Origin of the sequence: Aurantiacibacter arachoides (assembly GCF_009827335.1) — a bacterium.
Lineage (GTDB): Bacteria > Pseudomonadota > Alphaproteobacteria > Sphingomonadales > Sphingomonadaceae > Alteraurantiacibacter > Alteraurantiacibacter arachoides.
Genome location: NZ_WTYH01000001.1, coordinates 2,924,878 through 2,941,591, shown reverse-complemented (window position 1 = coordinate 2,941,591; position 16,714 = coordinate 2,924,878). Strand labels below are relative to the sequence as shown.

17 protein-coding genes are annotated in these 16,714 nt (G+C 67.4%); 7 read left to right on the top strand and 10 right to left on the bottom strand.

Annotation, left to right across the window (positions count from 1 at the left end; genetic code table 11):
• Nucleotides 1-999, top strand: a 999-nt coding sequence (gene gmd / locus GRI62_RS14405; protein WP_160731900.1) for a GDP-mannose 4,6-dehydratase, incomplete at its 5' end; no start/stop codon positions are given.
• Entirely contained in the window at nt 999-1,937 is a 939-nt protein-coding gene (fcl, locus tag GRI62_RS14400) for a GDP-L-fucose synthase (RefSeq protein WP_131451403.1), read from the top strand. The genes gmd and fcl, both read left to right, overlap by 1 nt.
• A 19-nt stretch (nt 1,938-1,956) precedes the next feature.
• Here the strand turns inward: fcl and holA are convergent, their stop codons facing one another.
• The 4 genes from holA to GRI62_RS14380 all read right to left on the bottom strand — a co-directional run bounded on the left by holA (nt 1,957) and on the right by GRI62_RS14380 (nt 6,569).
• Complete coding sequence (gene holA, locus GRI62_RS14395) at nt 1,957-2,991, bottom strand: DNA polymerase III subunit delta (RefSeq protein ID WP_131451402.1); 1,035 nt, start codon at nt 2,989-2,991, stop codon at nt 1,957-1,959.
• Nucleotides 2,988-3,497: an LPS assembly lipoprotein LptE gene (gene lptE / locus GRI62_RS14390; RefSeq protein ID WP_131451401.1), complete on the bottom strand. Its 510-nt coding sequence runs from the start codon at nt 3,495-3,497 to the stop codon at nt 2,988-2,990. The genes holA and lptE overlap by 4 nt, the downstream gene beginning before the upstream one ends.
• A complete protein-coding gene (gene leuS / locus GRI62_RS14385; RefSeq protein WP_131451400.1) occupies nt 3,494-6,016 on the bottom strand; it encodes a leucine--tRNA ligase in 2,523 nt (840 codons plus the stop codon). Before leuS ends, lptE begins: the two co-directional genes overlap by 4 nt.
• A 103-nt stretch (nt 6,017-6,119) precedes the next feature.
• Nucleotides 6,120-6,569 (bottom strand): DUF3576 domain-containing protein, encoded by a 450-nt coding sequence (locus GRI62_RS14380; RefSeq protein WP_131451399.1) that lies wholly within the window; start codon nt 6,567-6,569, stop codon nt 6,120-6,122.
• 296 nt (nt 6,570-6,865) lie between these two features.
• On the opposite strand from GRI62_RS14380, the gene GRI62_RS14375 reads away from it, so the two are divergent.
• Entirely contained in the window at nt 6,866-7,675 is an 810-nt protein-coding gene (locus GRI62_RS14375; RefSeq protein WP_131451398.1) for a hypothetical protein, read from the top strand.
• Nucleotides 7,676-7,787: 112 nt separating this feature from the next.
• Nucleotides 7,788-8,510, top strand: a complete 723-nt coding sequence (phbB, locus tag GRI62_RS14370; RefSeq protein ID WP_131451397.1) for an acetoacetyl-CoA reductase — start codon at nt 7,788-7,790, stop codon at nt 8,508-8,510.
• A 142-nt stretch (nt 8,511-8,652) separates the two neighbouring features.
• Here the strand turns inward: phbB and GRI62_RS14365 are convergent, their stop codons facing one another.
• Nucleotides 8,653-9,375, bottom strand: a complete 723-nt coding sequence (locus tag GRI62_RS14365; protein WP_131451396.1) for a helix-turn-helix domain-containing protein — start codon at nt 9,373-9,375, stop codon at nt 8,653-8,655.
• An 87-nt stretch (nt 9,376-9,462) separates the two neighbouring features.
• On the opposite strand from GRI62_RS14365, the gene GRI62_RS14360 reads away from it, so the two are divergent.
• Both GRI62_RS14360 and GRI62_RS14355 read left to right on the top strand, forming a co-directional pair.
• Nucleotides 9,463-9,708 carry a ribbon-helix-helix domain-containing protein gene (locus GRI62_RS14360; protein WP_131451395.1) on the top strand — a complete coding sequence of 82 codons (246 nt, stop codon included), beginning with the start codon at nt 9,463-9,465 and terminating at the stop codon, nt 9,706-9,708.
• Between the two features lie 54 nt (nt 9,709-9,762).
• Nucleotides 9,763-10,548 (top strand): alpha/beta hydrolase, encoded by a 786-nt coding sequence (locus tag GRI62_RS14355; RefSeq protein WP_131451394.1) that lies wholly within the window; start codon nt 9,763-9,765, stop codon nt 10,546-10,548.
• A gap of 49 nt (nt 10,549-10,597) precedes the next feature.
• Here the strand turns inward: GRI62_RS14355 and GRI62_RS14350 are convergent, their stop codons facing one another.
• Nucleotides 10,598-10,816, bottom strand: coding sequence for a hypothetical protein (locus GRI62_RS14350; protein ID WP_131451393.1), 219 nt, complete (start codon nt 10,814-10,816; stop codon nt 10,598-10,600).
• Nucleotides 10,817-10,945: 129 nt separating this feature from the next.
• Between GRI62_RS14350 and GRI62_RS14345 the strand changes: the two genes are divergently transcribed.
• A complete protein-coding gene (locus GRI62_RS14345) occupies nt 10,946-11,833 on the top strand; it encodes a UTP--glucose-1-phosphate uridylyltransferase (protein ID WP_131451392.1) in 888 nt (295 codons plus the stop codon).
• A 76-nt stretch (nt 11,834-11,909) separates the two neighbouring features.
• On the opposite strand, the gene GRI62_RS14340 is transcribed toward GRI62_RS14345, so the two are convergent.
• From GRI62_RS14340 to glnE, 4 genes are all read right to left on the bottom strand, one after another.
• Nucleotides 11,910-12,581: a M23 family metallopeptidase gene (locus GRI62_RS14340; protein WP_131451391.1), complete on the bottom strand. Its 672-nt coding sequence runs from the start codon at nt 12,579-12,581 to the stop codon at nt 11,910-11,912.
• A gap of 146 nt (nt 12,582-12,727) precedes the next feature.
• Nucleotides 12,728-13,558, bottom strand: a complete 831-nt coding sequence (locus tag GRI62_RS14335) for a ferritin-like domain-containing protein (protein WP_131451390.1) — start codon at nt 13,556-13,558, stop codon at nt 12,728-12,730.
• Entirely contained in the window at nt 13,509-13,994 is a 486-nt protein-coding gene (locus GRI62_RS14330; protein WP_131451389.1) for a peroxiredoxin, read from the bottom strand. The genes GRI62_RS14335 and GRI62_RS14330 overlap by 50 nt, the downstream gene beginning before the upstream one ends.
• Nucleotides 13,991-16,651, bottom strand: a complete 2,661-nt coding sequence (gene glnE, locus GRI62_RS14325) for a bifunctional [glutamate--ammonia ligase]-adenylyl-L-tyrosine phosphorylase/[glutamate--ammonia-ligase] adenylyltransferase (RefSeq protein WP_131451388.1) — start codon at nt 16,649-16,651, stop codon at nt 13,991-13,993. The genes GRI62_RS14330 and glnE overlap by 4 nt, the downstream gene beginning before the upstream one ends.
• Between the last annotated feature and the right edge of the window lie 63 nt (nt 16,652-16,714).

The following is a 16,714-nucleotide window of genomic DNA, read 5'->3' as shown; positions in this document are numbered from 1 at the left end:
TTGCTCGAAAAGGGTTACGAGGTGCACGGCATCAAGCGGCGCAGTTCCAGCTTCAACACCGGCCGGATCGAGGACATCTATCAGGATCCGCACGTCGACAACCAGAAATTCACCCTGCACTATGGGGACCTGACCGACAGCACGAACCTCATTCGCATCGTGCAGGAAACCCGGCCCGACGAGATCTACAACCTCGCCGCGCAAAGCCACGTCGCGGTCAGCTTCGAGACGCCCGAATACACCGCCAATGCCGATGCCATCGGCACGCTGCGCCTGCTGGAAGCGATCCGCATCGCCGGCCTCGAGAAGACCACGCGCTTCTACCAGGCATCGACCAGCGAGCTTTACGGCCTGGTGCAGGAAGTACCGCAGCGCGAGACGACGCCGTTCTACCCGCGCAGCCCCTATGCCGCGGCCAAGCTCTATGCCTACTGGATCACGGTGAACTACCGCGAGGCTTACGGGATGCACGCCAGCAACGGCATCCTGTTCAATCATGAAAGCCCGCTGCGCGGCGAAACCTTTGTCACCCGCAAGATCACCCGCGCCGCTGCCGCCATCGCACTGGGCCGGCAGGACAAGCTGTTCCTCGGCAACCTCGATGCCAAGCGCGACTGGGGCCACGCCCGCGAATATGTGCGCGGCATGTGGATGATGGTGCAGCAGGACCAGCCCGACGATTACGTGCTCGCCACCGGCGTCACCACCGAGGTGCGCGAATTCGTGCGCTGGGCCTTCGAGGATGCGGGCGTGCCGCTTGAATTCCGGGGCGAGGGCATCGACGAAAAGGCCTACAGCAAGGCTGACGGGCGCTGCCTCGTCGAGGTCGACCCGCGCTATTTCCGCCCGACCGAGGTGGAACTGCTGCTGGGCGATCCCACCAAGGCGAACGAGCAGCTCGGCTGGAAGCACGAGACGAGCCCGCGGGATCTGGCGCGTGAGATGGTGCTGGCCGACATGGAGGTGATGAAGGCCGAACCGATCGCGGGCTTCGACTGATGACCTACGACCTTGCAGGAAAGCGCGTCTACGTCGCCGGGCACAAGGGCATGGTCGGATCGGCCATCGTCCGCCGGCTGGCGCGCGAACATTGCGAGGTGCTGGTCGCCCACCGGCAGGTGGACCTGCGCGAACAGGCGGCGGTGCGCGCGTGGTTCGCCGCGAACCGTCCAGATGCGGTGATCGTGGCGGCGGCCAAGGTCGGCGGCATCCACGCCAACGACACCTATCCGGCCGAATTCCTCTACGACAACCTGATGATCGAGGCGAACCTCGTCGAAGCCTCGCGCCAGGCCGAGGTGGAGAAGCTGCTGTTCCTCGGTTCCTCGTGCATCTATCCGCGCATGGCCCCGCAGCCGATCCCCGAAGATGCCCTGCTGACCGGCCCGCTGGAACCGACCAACGAATGGTATGCCATCGCCAAGATCGCGGGCATCAAGCTGGTGCAGGCCTATCGCCGCCAGTATGGCTGCGATTACATCAGCGCCATGCCGACCAACCTCTATGGCCCCGGCGACAACTTCGACCTTGCCAACAGCCATGTCCTGCCGGCGCTGATCCGCAAGGCGCACGAGGCGAAGGAGACGGGCGCCGATAGCATCACCATCTGGGGCACGGGTACGCCCCGGCGCGAGTTCCTGCACGTGGACGACCTTGCCGACGGCGCGGTCTTCCTGCTGCAGGAATATTCGGACGAAGAGCACGTCAATCTCGGCTCCGGCAAGGATTTGCCCATCGGGGAACTGGCGCGGCTGGTGTGCGATGCGGTGGGCTTTGAAGGCAAGATCGTCACCGATACGTCCAAGCCCGATGGCACCCCGCGCAAGCTGATGAGCGGCGACAAGCTCGCCGCCTTGGGTTGGAAACCGACCATTGGGCTGCGCGAGGGTATTGCCGATGCCTATCGCGCCTTTTTGGAAGGCCAGCGCAAAGCCTGAATTGCATACTTCCTTGGGGTCAGCGACGAGCCGCAGCGAAGCGCGAGATCTGGGTCAGTTCCTGTGCGAGGAGGAGTTCGGCAATCTGGCTGTTGGCGAGCAGGGCGCGGTGCAGATCGGCGAGTCGCGGGACGAGTCGCTCCATCTTGCCGCCGCTCCAGCGACGCAACTGGTCGGCGATCTCGCGATGTTCGCGAAAGAATACGCCCTGTGCCTTGAGGAAACCCATGACGTCCTCGCCCGGAAGCATCTTGCCGGACAGCGAGGCCAGTTGTGCCGCGCGCCGCTCCAGCGCCAACGCGACACCCACGGGGTTGAGCGATACCTCCCGCATGCGGGCGATCTCACCCGGCAGCTTCTTCAATTCGCCGCTTAGCGCGGCATTGACGAGGGGCATGAAGCCGTCCTCTTCGGTCCGCGCACCGATCAGGTCGTAATCCGCCTGCTCGACAGTCCGCGGGTTTTGCGGCGCGGCATCGAGATAGAGGGCCAGCTTGTCGACTTCCGACTGGGCCAGCCGCACGTCGAGGTTCACTGCCCCGGCGATCCGTTCGGCCAGATTGCCGCCCAGCCGCAGTCCTGCCGCATCGGCCATGGCGCGCACGTCGGCGGTGACGGATTTCAGATCGGGCGGATAGAAGACCGCCACCAGCGCGTCTGCCCGCTTCAGCAGCAGCTTGGCGGTGCGTGACTTGTCGGTGGCACTGGTGGCGACCACGAACACCGGCCAGCCGCCCTCCATCGCGCCGCGATCGGCAAGCTCGCACCAGCTGGCAACGGCATCGTGCGCGTCGTCGCCGGAAACCCGCGCGAGGATATGGCGGGTATCGCCGAACAAGGAGGTGGAGCGCGCCTCATCCACCAGCCGCGCGGGATCGGACTTCAGTTCGGCACCCGACAGGTCGACCCGCTCGCCCGCGTCGGGAAGGTCCGCCACCAGCCGGGCGACGGCAGTGGAGGCGCCCGCCTCGTCCTGCCCGCAGAAGAAGAACAGCCGGATCGCGCCGCCACTGCGCCGCAGCACCTGCGCAAGATCGCGCTGCGTGGCCTTCACTGGTCCCGGTCGCGCAGCACGCGCGCCAGCCGGGCCACGATCTGGTCGGCCACTTCCTTTGCCAGGTTCTCCAGCGCGGTCTGTTCGGCGGCGATGGTGGCGTATTCGCTGTCGACCACGTCGATGCCCGCGTCAGAGCCGGCGGTGGCATCGATCAGGATGGTGTCGGTGGCGATCTCCACCAGCTGGTAACGGGCGCGCAATGTGCGCCGCTCGCGGCCGATGGTCTCGTCGGTCAGCAGGCCCAGGCCCTCCAGCCGATCGTCCAGCACCACGTCGAGCCGATACTGCGCCGACCCTGCGGTCTGCCCCGAGGCCTGTCCATAACCCAGCCGGTCGTTCAGGGCATTGCGCACCAGCCAGCCCTGGTTGCCGGGTATCGCGGGAACCTCGACCTGCGCCAGGCCGCGCGCAACGGTGCCGCTGGAGCCGCCCGCATACATCGGCTGCAGTCCGCAGCCGGACAGCAGCGCAAGGGCGGCCAGAAGGGTGAGCGCCCTTGTCATGTCACGATGTTGACCAGCCTGTCGGGCACCACGATCACCTTGCGGATTGCCGCTCCGTCGATCGAACGCTGGACGTTCGCGCTGGCGAGCGCAAGGGCTTCGAGGTCTGCCTTGGAACTGCCCTTGGGCGCGGTCAGCGTATCGCGCAGCTTGCCCATGTGCTGCACGGCGATGGTGACCTCGTCCTCCACCAGCAGCGTGGGATCGACCTCGGGCCAGGCGGCCTGGGCAACCAGCCCTTCCCCGCCCATGCGCTGCCAGGCTTCCTCAGCCAGATGCGGCATCATCGGGCTTGCCATCAGCAACAGCGCGCGGATGGCATGGTTGCGGCTGGCGCCCGGCGCGGCCTTTTCCGCGGCGCTCGTCAGCTCATACAGGCGGGCGACGGCCTTGTTGAAGGCCAGCGCCTCGATATCCTCGGCGACGGCGGCGATGGTCTGGTGCGTCTTGCGGGCGAGCGCCACGTCTTTGCCCGCGGCGTTGGCGTCGAACTGGCCGAACAGGCGCCACAACCGCTGGACGAAGCGGCCGCAGCCCTCGATCCCGGCTTCGGACCACGGCAGGTCGCGTTCGGGCGGGCTGTCCGACAGCATGAACCAGCGCACCGCGTCGGCGCCGTAGTCGCGAATGATGTCCTCGGGGTCGACGACGTTCTTCTTCGACTTCGACATCTTGACGACCTTGCCGATCGTCACCGGCTGGCCATCCTCGTGCAACACGGCAGCCTCGGCCGACCGGCTGATCTCGGATGGCGCGTAATACACCTCGCGCGCGCCATCCTTGCGGCTGTAGGTCTCGTGCGTGACCATGCCTTGCGTGAACAGGCTGGCGAAGGGCTCGGCCACGTCCAGATGCCCGGTATGCGCCAGCGCGCGGGTCCAGAAGCGCGCGTAGAGCAGGTGCAGGATCGCGTGCTCGATGCCGCCGATATACTGGTCGACCGGCATCCACTGCGCCACCTCGGCAGCGTCGAAGGGCCTGTCCGCCGGCTGGCTGGCGAAGCGCAGGAAATACCAGCTGGAATTGACGAAGGTGTCGAGCGTATCGGTCTCGCGCACGGCGGCGGCGCCGCAGGCCGGGCAGGTCGTGTCCTTCCAGGTGGGGTGCCGCAACAACGGGTTGCCGGGGACGGAAAAGTCCACATCCTCAGGCAGCACGACGGGCAGCTGGTCCTTCGGCACCGGCACCACGCCACACGCGTCGCAATGGATGAACGGGATTGGCGTGCCCCAATACCGCTGGCGCGAAACGCCCCAGTCGCGCAGGCGCCATACCGTGGTGCCCTTGCCCCAGCCCTCGGCCTCGGCGCGGGCGATGACCGCGCCCTTGGCTGCCTCGACCTCCATGCCATCGAGGAAACCGGAGTTGACGAGGACGCCGTCGCCTGACTCCGCCTCGCCCGCGAAGGGCCTGTCGGCCTCGTCAGCCGAAGCGGCGACCACGCGCGGGATCGGCAGGCCGTACTTGGTGGCGAACTCGAAGTCGCGGCTGTCGTGCCCGGGCACGGCCATGATCGCCCCGGTGCCGTAATCCATCAGCACGAAGTTGGCGATGTAGACAGGCAGCTCCGCCCCGGTGAACGGATGCGCCACTTTCAGGCCCGTGTCGAAGCCCAGCTTCTCGGCCGTTTCCAGTTCCGCGGCGGTGGTGCCACCCTTCTTGCACAGGGCGATGAAGTCCGCCGCCTCGGCGCTGGTGGCGGCCACGGCGCGGGCGATCGGATGGTCGACCGCCACGGCCACGAAGCTGGCGCCGAACACGGTGTCGGGCCGCGTGGTATAGACCTCGATCGCCTCGTCGAAATTGGTGCCGGCAAAGCGGAACTCCAGCCCCTGGCTGCGACCGATCCAGTTGGCCTGCATCGTACGGACCTTGTCGGGCCAGCCGCCCAGGCCATCCAGCCCCTCCAGCAGGTCCTCGGCAAAGTCGGTGATCTTGAGGAACCACTGGTTCAGCTTGCGCTTCTCGACCTCGGCGCCGCTGCGCCAGCCCTTGCCGTCGATCACCTGTTCGTTGGCCAGCACGGTCATGTCGACCGGGTCCCAGTTGACCTCGCTCTCCTTGCGGTAGACGAGGCCGGCTTCGTAAAGGTCGACGAACAGCGCCTGTTCGTGGCCGTAGTAAGCGGGATCGCAGGTGGCGAATTCTCTCGACCAGTCGAGCGCGAAGCCCAGCTGCTTCAGCTGCCGCTTCATCGTGGCGATGTTGTCGTAAGTCCAGCCGGCGGGATGGACGCCCTTTTCCATCGCCGCATTTTCCGCCGGCATCCCGAAGGCATCCCAGCCCATCGGGTGGAGCACTTCGTGCCCCTGCATCCGGCGATAGCGGGCCAGCACGTCGCCCATGGTATAGTTGCGCACGTGGCCGATGTGGATGCGCCCGCTGGGATAGGGGAACATCTCGAGCACGTAGCTCTTGGGCCTGGTGCTCGCGCTGTCGGCCTCGAAACAGCGGGCTGCGTCCCACGCCGCCTGCCACCGCGCATCGGCAACGCCGGGATCGAATCTCTCTGAAGTCATCCCCCGCCCTTAGAGCCTGCCGGTTGGCGATTAAAGGTTCGTCGCACCTGCAACGCCCCGGCTGGCGAACTTCGCCAGCAAGCGCAGCGGCAGGCGCTGAGGTTCAGATGACGGTGGAACGCCTGAGTTCGCGCGCCTTGGTCAGGATGATATCCTCCAGCCGCTGCACGGTGGCGGCAGCGACCGGCGCATCCATCCACTGCCCGCCCTGCATCGTCTGCCGCGTGGCGGCAACGCGCAACGCGTCGGCCCGCAGGTCCTGGTCGAGGATGGAGACAGATACCTTCACCCGTTCGTTCGGGGTGTCGGGATTGACGTACCAGTCGGTGATCAGCACCCCGCCGCTCGAATCCGCCTGGGTCAGCGGCATGAACGACAGCGTCTCCAAGCTGGCGCGCCAGAGGTAGGAATTGACGCCGATCGCGGTCGTGCGCGCAGCGGCCATGTCGGTGCGCAGCCGCTCGTCGCTCCCCCCACCACAGGCGGACAGCCCCAGCCCCGCGAACGCAAGCGCGGCGGCAGTGACGAGGAAACGGGTGTTGGAAGCAGCCATCATGGGTCCTGTATACGCTGGAATTGCGCCTCTATACGCATCGCGCACTGTGCGGCAAGGCGTGTTGCACGAATGGCCGGACAATGCGCCGCAGGGCCGTGAACCGCTGCTTAATGTGCGCAGCCGGCGACAGCCAGTTGTGGGATGGGCGCAACACTTTGGAAAAAGCCACATCGCGCGGCGACAATTCGTGGCCTTGGCGGGCACCGGGGCCTAGCTTGCGAGTCCTAGTCATGACGCAGGGCCGAGTCGCCCGTTCATTTTGCGTGCATCGATGTTTGGAGAGAATGGCAGCCATGGGCAGGTATCGGCAGGGTCTGGCAGGAAAGGCGGCGCTCGCAGCGTCCGCCACGCTGCTCGCCGTGGCGTTGCCCAGTTCCGTCTTTGCCGTGGGAATGCTGGCCGGCGACAACCCGCTCGCCAGCCGCATCGGCTTCACCCCCGCCGCTGCCGACCCTGACATGGCGGAATTGATCGCCCAGCGCGCCGATGGCCAGCCGCAGATGATGCGCTTCACTCCCGCCGGTGCCGCCGTCTCGCGGGCCGACCGCTCGCTCACCGTCGCCGTGCGGCTGGACCGGCAGACCGCCCAGTCGTTGGCGGCCCAGTCGCTGGCCGCCCGGACCGCCGCCCCGCTGCCCGAGGGCGCGCTGGGTGGCAGCACCCTGCGCGTTACGCCCACCCGCTACAACCTTGGCATTGCCCGCGGTTATGGCCGCTTCGCGCAAAGCCCGGTCGCCGCGGCGGAAGAGACTCGCCTGGCCGCTGGCGCGCCGACCCGGTCGGCGGCACTGTCGCGCTCGCTCTCGGATGCCAACCTGCCCGATCTCGCCAGCTTCAATCCGCGCAGCGGGTCGGGTGCAGAACAGAGCCGTTTCGCCGCTCGCGTCCAGATGGACGAGGAACGGCCCGCCGCCCGTCAGCCCGACGCGCGCCCGAGCGTGGGTGACCAGATGCTCGACCTGGGCGGCAGCTACCGCCTCACCCGCAACCTCGATATTACCGCGGGCGTGCGATACGAGCAGGACCGCGATATCGTGCCGTTGCCCGAGGTTGACCAGCAGGATAGCCAGGCCGTCTACATCGGCACGCAGTTCCGGTTCTGATCCCATCATCGCCGGCCAAACGAACCCCGCTTCGGCGGGGTTTTTCTTTGCGCGCCGCGCCGCCCTTTCCTAAGACATGGGCGACACAATAAAAATCAGGAGAGAGACGCTTATGGCCCGAGTAGCAGTCGTCACCGGAGGAACGCGCGGCATCGGCCGCGCTGTCTGCGAATCGCTCCTGCGGGATGGCTTCACCGTCGTCGCCAGCTACGCCGGCAACGATCAGGCCGCACAGGCCTTTACCGACGAGACGGGCATCAAGGCCTACAAGTTCGACGTTGGCGATCACGAAGCGACGCTGGCGGCCTGCCAGCGTATCGCGGACGAGGTCGGCCCGATCGACGTGGTGGTCAACAACGCCGGCATCACCCGCGACGGCACGCTGATGAAGATGAGCTTCGACGACTGGAACGACGTGATGCGCACGAACCTGGGCGGTTGCTTCAACATGGCCAAGGCCGCGTTCGAGGGCATGAAGGACCGCAAGTGGGGCCGCATCATCAACATCGGCTCGATCAACGGCCAGGCCGGTCAGTACGGCCAGGTCAACTACGCCGCCGCCAAGAGCGGCATCCACGGCTTCACCAAGGCACTGGCGCAGGAGGGCGCGCGCTTCGGCATCACCGTGAACGCCATCGCGCCGGGCTACATCGATACGGACATGGTTGCCGCCGTGCCCGACACGGTGCTGGAGAAGATCGTCGCCAAGATCCCCGTTGGCCGACTGGGGCAGGCGAGCGAGATCGCCCGCGGCGTGAGTTTCCTCGCCAGCGAGGAAGGCGCGTTCATTACCGGCTCGACGCTCAGCATCAACGGTGGCCAGCACATGTACTGACGGGCGCAGGCGCGGCCACGCCCGCGCCGATGCAACGGCGAAGCCGAGCAGCGCCCGGCTCGGCCAGCCGGTCGGCGGCCGCGAGGCCGTCGAACCGGTCTGACGTCCGGGCGGCGGCTTTGCCGTCGCCAGGCCCCACAGCCTACTCCACGTAAATTCCTGCCACGCGCCATTCGCCGTTCTCGCGCAATAGCGAAACCGTCTCCACTGCACCTGCGCGATTGTCGAAGGTGGTGCGATATTTCACCACGACGTAGCCCTGCGGGGTCGGCGGCATCTCGGCCGAAATCAGGTTTCGCGAAAGCGTGGCGCCCAGCGGCGCGCGCACCTCGTCCAGCGCATTCGCCCATACCGCCTGCGTGTTCGCCTCGCGAAAGGCCCGGGCGGTGAGAGCGTAGGAGGCGCCGGCATCACCCGCATCGCCCAGTTCCAGCCACTGGCGCGCGGCGGCCTCCGCCTCGCCCTCCGCCATCTGGAAACGCGGCGGGGTTTCGCTGGCGGCGTTGGGATAAAAACCCAGGGCGAGGGCGGCAAGAACAAGGGACATGATGCAAACTCCGGCAATGATTGCGACGCGGGAAATCCACGCCCTGCCCCCGGTCTCGCCCGCACCCCCGTCAGCTGCATCCCCCAACGTCTTGTGGCCAAGAAAATGGGGGCCCTCGCTCTCGCGCTCGAACAGCAGGCGGGCGGCTTCCTTGCTGCTCGTCACGGCCAGCTTGCGCCGCGCGTTGCGCAGCCGTTCGTTGACCGTGTGAACCGACAGGTCGAGCGCGATGGCCATCGACTTCGCGTCGTGGCCGTGCAGGATCAGGCGCAGCGTCTCCCGCTCCTTCTCGCTCAGTGCCTCGTATCCGCCCGCCATGCACACCAGCCTTAATGCGCGATGCCCACCCCGCCACCCCGAAAAAATCGTAGGGCAAGGCAGGCCGCGGCTCTAGGATGCGGCACCATGGCCGAAACATTCCACCCGCCCGTCAAGCGCTCGGTCGAGATCGCCGGCCACAAGACCTCGATCAGTCTGGAGCCCCTGTTCTGGGACCTGTTGCAGCGCGCCGCCCAGCGCGAGGGCCTGCCGCTGAACGCCGTGGTCGCGCGGGTGGATGCGGCGCGGCTGGAGGCGGACCGCCCGCCGGGGCTCGCCACCGCCGTGCGGCTCTGGCTGACGGCCGAACTGCGCGACCGGGCGGAGCAGTAAAGCGGCGATTCAGCTGCGCAGAAGCAACCTGTTGAGAAGAACAGGGGGAATTTCATGCGAATCATTCGACACGCCGCGGCGATCACCGCCTGCCTTGCCCTCACAGGCTGTGCCGGCCTGATGCGCGACCGCATCTATCAACCCGTCCCCGTGGCACAGACGCCGGTGACCTTTGCTGGCGAAGCCCCGTCATCGGTCCTGGCGACCACCGGCGACGGCCTGGCGCTGCAGGGATATTACTGGGCACCAGCACGGGGCAACGACACCGTGGTCGTCTACTTCCACGGCAACGGATACAACCAGCTGGTCGGCGCGGCGCGGGCCGAGCCGCTGCGCGCCGGGGGGCACGGTGTGCTCGTCGCCTCCTATCGCGGTTACGGCGGCAATCCGGGCGAACCGGGCGAGGCTGGCCTGATGGCCGACGCCGAGGCCTGGCTGGCCGAGGCACGGCGGCTGGCACCGCAGGCGCGCGTCTATCTGTTCGGACACTCGCTTGGCGGGGCCATGGCGCTGGAACTGGCGGCGCGGCACGAGGTCGCTGGCGTGGCCACGCTGGGTGCCTTTACCCGGCTGGCGGACCAGGCCCCGGCGGTCGCGCGCCCGCTACTGGCAGACCGTTATGACAACGTGGCCGCCATCGCGCGTGTGGCAGAGCCGGTGCTGCTGATCCACGGGTCGGCGGACACGGTGATCGCCTATGCCGCGGCTGAAGAACTTGAACGCGCGTCTGGCGGCAGGGCTACGCTGGTGCGCCTGCCCGGTGCAGGCCACCATGTCGATCTGGACCAGTTGGCGATGCGTATCTGGCGCTTCTGGGAAAGCGGCGCCGTCGGCACCTGAAGAAAGGGCGGCATCCCGAAGGATGCCGCCCGATCGCTTGGTCGTAGTGTCAGTATTTCGCGGTAGCGTCGCTGGCGGGGAAGCTCGCGTCGCTCGCCTCGCTTACACTGTCCCAGGTATCGGGCTTGTCGCGCATTGCGGCGGGGCCGGCATTGCGCACGCCAGTCTCTCCCTGTGCATAGGCGGCAGGCGAGCGGCCAATGTTCTTTTCGTAATAGCGGTATCCGAGGTAGCCGAGGCCCCCGAGGGCGGCGAGTTTCAAAAGCATGTGGTAATTCCCTTCGCCTCGACAACGGTTTGGACATGGAAAGGTTCACAGCCGGACGAACGATTGACCGGCTTTGGTCTCATGCGAATGCCGGTTGACCGCATCTGCTGCACAAGCCAGTTACCGCGCATGACGACGCACAAGAAAATCCGCAAAGCCGTGTTCCCCGTCGCGGGACTAGGCACGCGATTCCTTCCCGCAACCAAGGCGATTCCCAAGGAACTGCTGCCGATCGTCGATCGTCCGCTGATCCAGTACGCGGTGGAAGAGGCGCGGGAAGCCGGGATCGAGCAGATGATCTTCGTCACCGGGCGCGGCAAGACCGCCATCGTCGAGCATTTCGACATGGCCTACGAGCTTGAAGCGACGATGAGCGCGCGCGGCAAGGACATGAGCGCGCTGGACGCCACCCGCGCGACGCCGGGCGACATCATCACCGTGCGCCAGCAGGTCCCGCTCGGCCTCGGTCATGCCATCTGGTGCGCCCGCGCCATCGTGGGTGACGAGCCCTTTGCCATCCTCCTGCCGGACGAGATGATGATCGGCACGCCCGGCTGCATGGCGCAGATGGTGGAGGCGTATAACGCAGTCGGCGGCAACCTGATCTCGGTGCTCGAGGTGCCGCGCGAGGAAGTTTCCAGCTACGGAGTGATCGATCCGGGCGCGACGCTTGAAAATTTCGGCGGCGCGCTGACCGAAGTGCGTGGGCTGGTCGAAAAACCACCGGTGGCCGAGGCGCCATCGAACAAGATCATCTCGGGCCGCTACATTCTCCAGCCAGAGGTTATGCGCACGCTCGAAAACCAGGAAAAGGGCGCCGGCGGTGAAATCCAGCTGACCGACGCGATGGCGCGGATGATCGGCACCCAGCCGTTCCACGCCGTCACCTTTGCGGGGGACCGTTACGATTGCGGCAGCAAGGTCGGGTTCGTGGAAGCCACGCTGGCCCTGGCTCTGGCGCGCGAGGACATGGGCGCAGAGGTGCGGGCGATGGCAGAGCGGCTGCTCAGGGCCTGATTCCCTTCTTTCTTTCGCAGATACAAAAAAGGCGGACCCGACGGCCCGCCTCTTTCACATCCCGTCCAAGGGAAACTTAATCTTCGGGACCACCCCGGGCGGCATCGATGCCGTTGTCGGTGTCGAGGTTGGCCATCATGTAGGGGCGCGGATCGACCGGGGCGCCGGCGACGCGCACTTCATAGTGCAGGTGCGGGCCGGTCGAGCGGCCGGTGCTGCCGACGTAACCGATCAGGTCACCCTGGCGGACCTGCGAACCGGCGCTGACGGTGTAGCTGGAAAGGTGGGCATAGCGCGTTTCCATGTCGCCGCCGTGGCCGAGCTGCACGTAGTTGCCGTAGGAGCTGTACCACTGCGCCATTTCGACGATGCCGTCGGCGGTGGCGTAGACCGGGGTGCCGGTCGGCGCGGCGAGATCGACGCCGTTGTGCTGGCGGCGGCCGCCGAGCACCGGGTGGCTGCGCATGCCATAGCTGCTGGTCAGCGTCGGATCGTTCATCGGCATCCGCGAAGGCACCGATACCGCGAGGCGCTGCGGCGCATCGACGATCGTGCCGTTGGTCGCGACCCGGCCACCATTTTCGAGCGATTCCCAGCTGGCGAACAGTTCGCCGAATTCCGCGTCGTTGCCACCGGGAGCGACACGCTCGACATCGATGGCGCCGGTTGCGGGCAGTTCGTTGGCGGCGGCAGGCGTGGCGAGTGCGATGGCACCCGCAGCGAGTAGGCTGGTGATCTTGACGAGCATTATGATCCCTTCTTGCGTCCGGGTGCCGAGGCACCCTCGTCAGATCCGCACAGCTGACCCCCCAAGGTCCGTTGCACAGACAATTTTATGAGATGGTCGGAACCCCCCGCCGTCTCGTGAGTATTGGGTATCCGGGAAGAAGTTAATCAAGCAAGGCTTGCGTAGACTTCTCGCGACAGACCGCACGCGAGACGCGCTGAGTCGTTGAACGGTGGACGAATCGTTCCCGGAAAATGGGAACCGATCAACGTTTTCCAGTATTTGTCCGGCTCCAATCCGTTCGCGGCGCACCAGCGGCGAAAATGTCTTGCCCCTGTCGAGACGTGGCCGATTTCGTCGTCAAGAATGCGCGTGAGGATCCGTCCGCCACGCGAATCGCCGTGCGCCACCACCCGCTCGATCATCGCCGGCGTCACATCGAGCCCCCGCGCTTCCAGCACCATTGGCACGATCGCGAGCCGTGCGGCAACGTCATGCGCCGTTGCCTCGGCTCTCTGCCACAGGCCGTCATGCACCGGCAGGTCGCCGTAGGCTGCGCCCATCGTGGCGAGGTGGCGCTCGATCAAGGCGAAGTGCATGGCCTCCTCCGCGGCAACTTGCAGAAAGTCGCGGATGAAGCCGCGATCCATCTGCGCACCGAATCGGCCCACGATGTCGAGCGCGAGGTCGATGGCGACGAATTCGATATGGGCGATGGAATGCCATAGCGCGATTCGGCCCTGCTGCGATCCGCCGCGCCCGCGCTTGGGCATCTGCGCCGCGGGGAGCACCTTCAGACCATCGGGCCAGCACGGGCGATCGGGCATGGCCACGCTCCAGCCGTCCGGCAAATCGCCCTTTCTCCACGCCCGCACGAGCGCGCGCGTGGCCATGACCTTGCCGCGCTTGTCGCCGGTCAGCAGCGCGGCGCGGATGGCCTGCGACAGGTCAGCGATCGCGCACCGCCTTTTGCGCCTCTGCCAACACCTCGGCGGCATGGCCCTTGACCTTTACCTTGCGCCAGACGCGCACGATCACCCCGGCTGCATCCACGAGATAGGTGGTGCGTTCCATGCCCATGTAGGTGCGCCCGTACATCTGCTTATCCACCCAGATGCCCAGCGCATCGGCCAATCCGCCTTCCGCCGGGTCGGAAGCGAGCGGCGCGGCGAGATCGTGCTTGGCGATGAACTTCGCATGCTTTGCCGGCGGGTCCTTGCTGACGCCCAGCAGCGCAACGCCCGCCTCGTCGAACGCGCCCTTCAGCGCGGTGAAGCCGATATTCTCGGTCGTGCAGCCGGGCGTGTCATCCTTGGGGTAGAAGAACACGACCAGCGGCTGACCGCGAAAATCGGATGGCTTGACGGTGCCGCCATCGGCGCGTTCCATCGCCACGTCGGGCATCGTGTCACCGGGTTCGGGTCGCGTGGTCATCGGTCTATCTCCAGTCGTTCGTCGAAATGGCGCCGCCAGGCCTCCGCGATGCCTTGCCGCGCCTCCACCAGCGACTGCAAGAGCGCGTCGTAATCGGCATGACCGCAGACGCGGGCGAGCACCGGGCGTGCGGCCGGGGGCGGGTCGCTGCCATCGGGTGCGAACAGCCGCCCGGCGACGAGGAAGCGGGTGAGCGCCAGATGACGCGCACCGTGGCCCGGGGGCAGCAGGCCGGCCTCCTCCTGCGCGGCGATGGCCCTTTCCAGCGCCGGATCCAGTCCCACGCCATCGCGCAATTGCAGGTAATGGACGAGAAACTCCGAATCGACGAGGCCACCGCGCAGCAGCTTCACGTCGAGCGGGCCGACCGGCGGCTTGGCGGCAAGCATGTCGCCGCGCATCTTGAGCACGTCGGCGCGCAGGGTCTCGGGATCGCGGGGCGTGCCCAGGACATCGGCAATGATTGCTTCCAGCGCGGCGCGGGCGGGCGGCGATCCGGTGAGCGGACGGGCCCGGGCAAGCGCCATGTGTTCCCAGGTCCAGGCATCCTCGCGCTGATACTTTTCGAAGGCGGTGAAGCTGACGGCCAGCGGCCCCTGCTGGCCCTGTGGCCGCAGCCGCGTGTCGATCTCGTACAGCGCGCCCTCGGCAGTCGGCACGCTGAGCGCCGCGGTGACGCGGGTGGCGAGGCGGTTGTAATACAGCGTCGAGGACAGTGGGCGGGGCCCGTCGGATTCGACGCCGATCTCGCCGGTGAACAGGTAGACCACGTCGAGGTCCGAGGCGTGGGTGAGCGCCCCGCCGCCAAGCCGCCCGAGCCCCAAGACGACCAGCTCGCTATCGGCGATGTCGCCGTGATTGCGACGGAAATCGCGCGTGGCGAGCGCCGCACCCGTCGCCACGGCAGCCTCGGCCAGGCGGCTCAACCCCTCGGCCACGGCGAGCGGATCGTGGCGGCATTCGATCAGCTGCACGCCGAGGGCGAAGCGTTCCTCCCCCACCACCTGCCGCAGCCGCCCCAGCGCGGCCTCGTAGTCGCTGCTTTCGGCGACCGCCATGCGCGCCACCAGTTCCACGACATCGCACGGCAAGTCGCCGCCGCTCGCATCGAACAGGCGGTCGAGCAGTTCGGGCCGCCGCGCCAGCGCATCGGCCAGCGGCTGGGCCAGGGTAAGGATGGCGAGCACGCGTTGCAGCAGCCCGGGCCGCTCCTCGAACAGGCGGAACAGGTTGATGGCGGTGGGCAGGCGTTCGAGCAAGGTCTCCCACCGTGCCAGCGCCCGGTCGGGGTCGGGCGCATCGCCAAGCGCCTGCAACAGGTCGACCCGCATGGCGGCAAAGGCCTTGCGCGCCTCTGCACTGCGCAGCGCGCGGTAGCTTTCGCGCCAGTGCCGGTCGCGCGCGTCGAACCGTTCGCGAAAGGCGTCTGGCACGGTGATTTGCACCGGCGGGGCAGCGTCCTCGCCCAGCAGATCGTCATAACGCGCTGCCACCGCGCCGCAGATGTCCGTCAGTTCGCCCACCAGCGCCGCGCCGTCGGCCAGCCCGTCCAGCCGCGCCACCCCGTCTATCGCCTCCGCACCGGCGGGAAGCTGGTGCGTCTGCCGGTCGTCGACCATCTGCAACCGGTGCTCGATGATGCGCAGCCGGTCATAGCTCGCGCCCAGGATCCGCGCGTCATCTGCCGCGATGACCCCCGCGCCGGCCAGCGCATCGAGCGCCGCGCGCGTGCCGCGCACCCGCAGTGCCGGGTTGCGCCCGCCGAAGATCAACTGGTGCGTCTGGGCGTAGAACTCGATCTCGCGGATGCCGCCGCGCCCCTTCTTCACGTCGAAGCCCGGCCCCGGCACCTGAGGACCGCGATAGGACTGGCGGATGCGCGCGGTGAGGCGGCGGATTTCCTCGATGGCAGTGAAGTCCAGGCTCTTGCGCCAGACGAAAGGGCGAATGTCGTCGAGAAACGCCGCGCCTGCCGCAAGGTCGCCTGCCGCGGCGCGGGCGCGAATAAAGGCGGCGCGCTCCCATGCCAGCGCCGAACTTTCGTAATGCGAGATCGCGCCACCCACCGGAATGGCCAGCGGGCTGACCTCGCTGGCCGGGCGCAGCCGCAGGTCGACGCGCAGCACGTAGCCCTCGCCCGTCGGCTGGGAAAGCATTTCCACCAGCTGGCGCGCGTAACGCTGCGCCGCCTCGCCCGGCTCGTCGCGCTCTCGCCGGGCGATGAGGTCCGGGTGGTAGAGCAGGATCGGATCGATGTCGGAGCTGTAATTGAGCTCGTGCGCGCCCTGCTTGCCCAGGGCGAGGCCGATGAAACCCGCGGTGTCCGCCCCCTCCACCCGCCGGCGCACGGCGGCCAGCATGGCGGTATCGAGTGCCCGGTCGGCGAAATCGGACAGCGCCTGCATCACCTGCGCCAGCCCGAAGGCGCCGGCGAGGTCGCCCACCGCCAGCACCAGCGCCAGCGCCAGGCGTTCGCGCCGCAGCGCCAGTGCCGCGTCGTCGGACCCCTCGCCGCTCGCCCGGGCCAGGGACAGCGCCGCCTCCCCCTGCCCCGCCGCCAGCAGTTCGGCCAGTTCAGGCCGCCGCTCGAGCGCGAGGCGCAGGAACGGCGAATGCGCCCGCGCGCGGCCAATCGCCGATGTCCAGTCCGCCATCATTCACACGGTCCTGCACTTGCTGTGTGCGCGGTGCAATGCCACAGGCTCCTAAAGCCAGAGAGA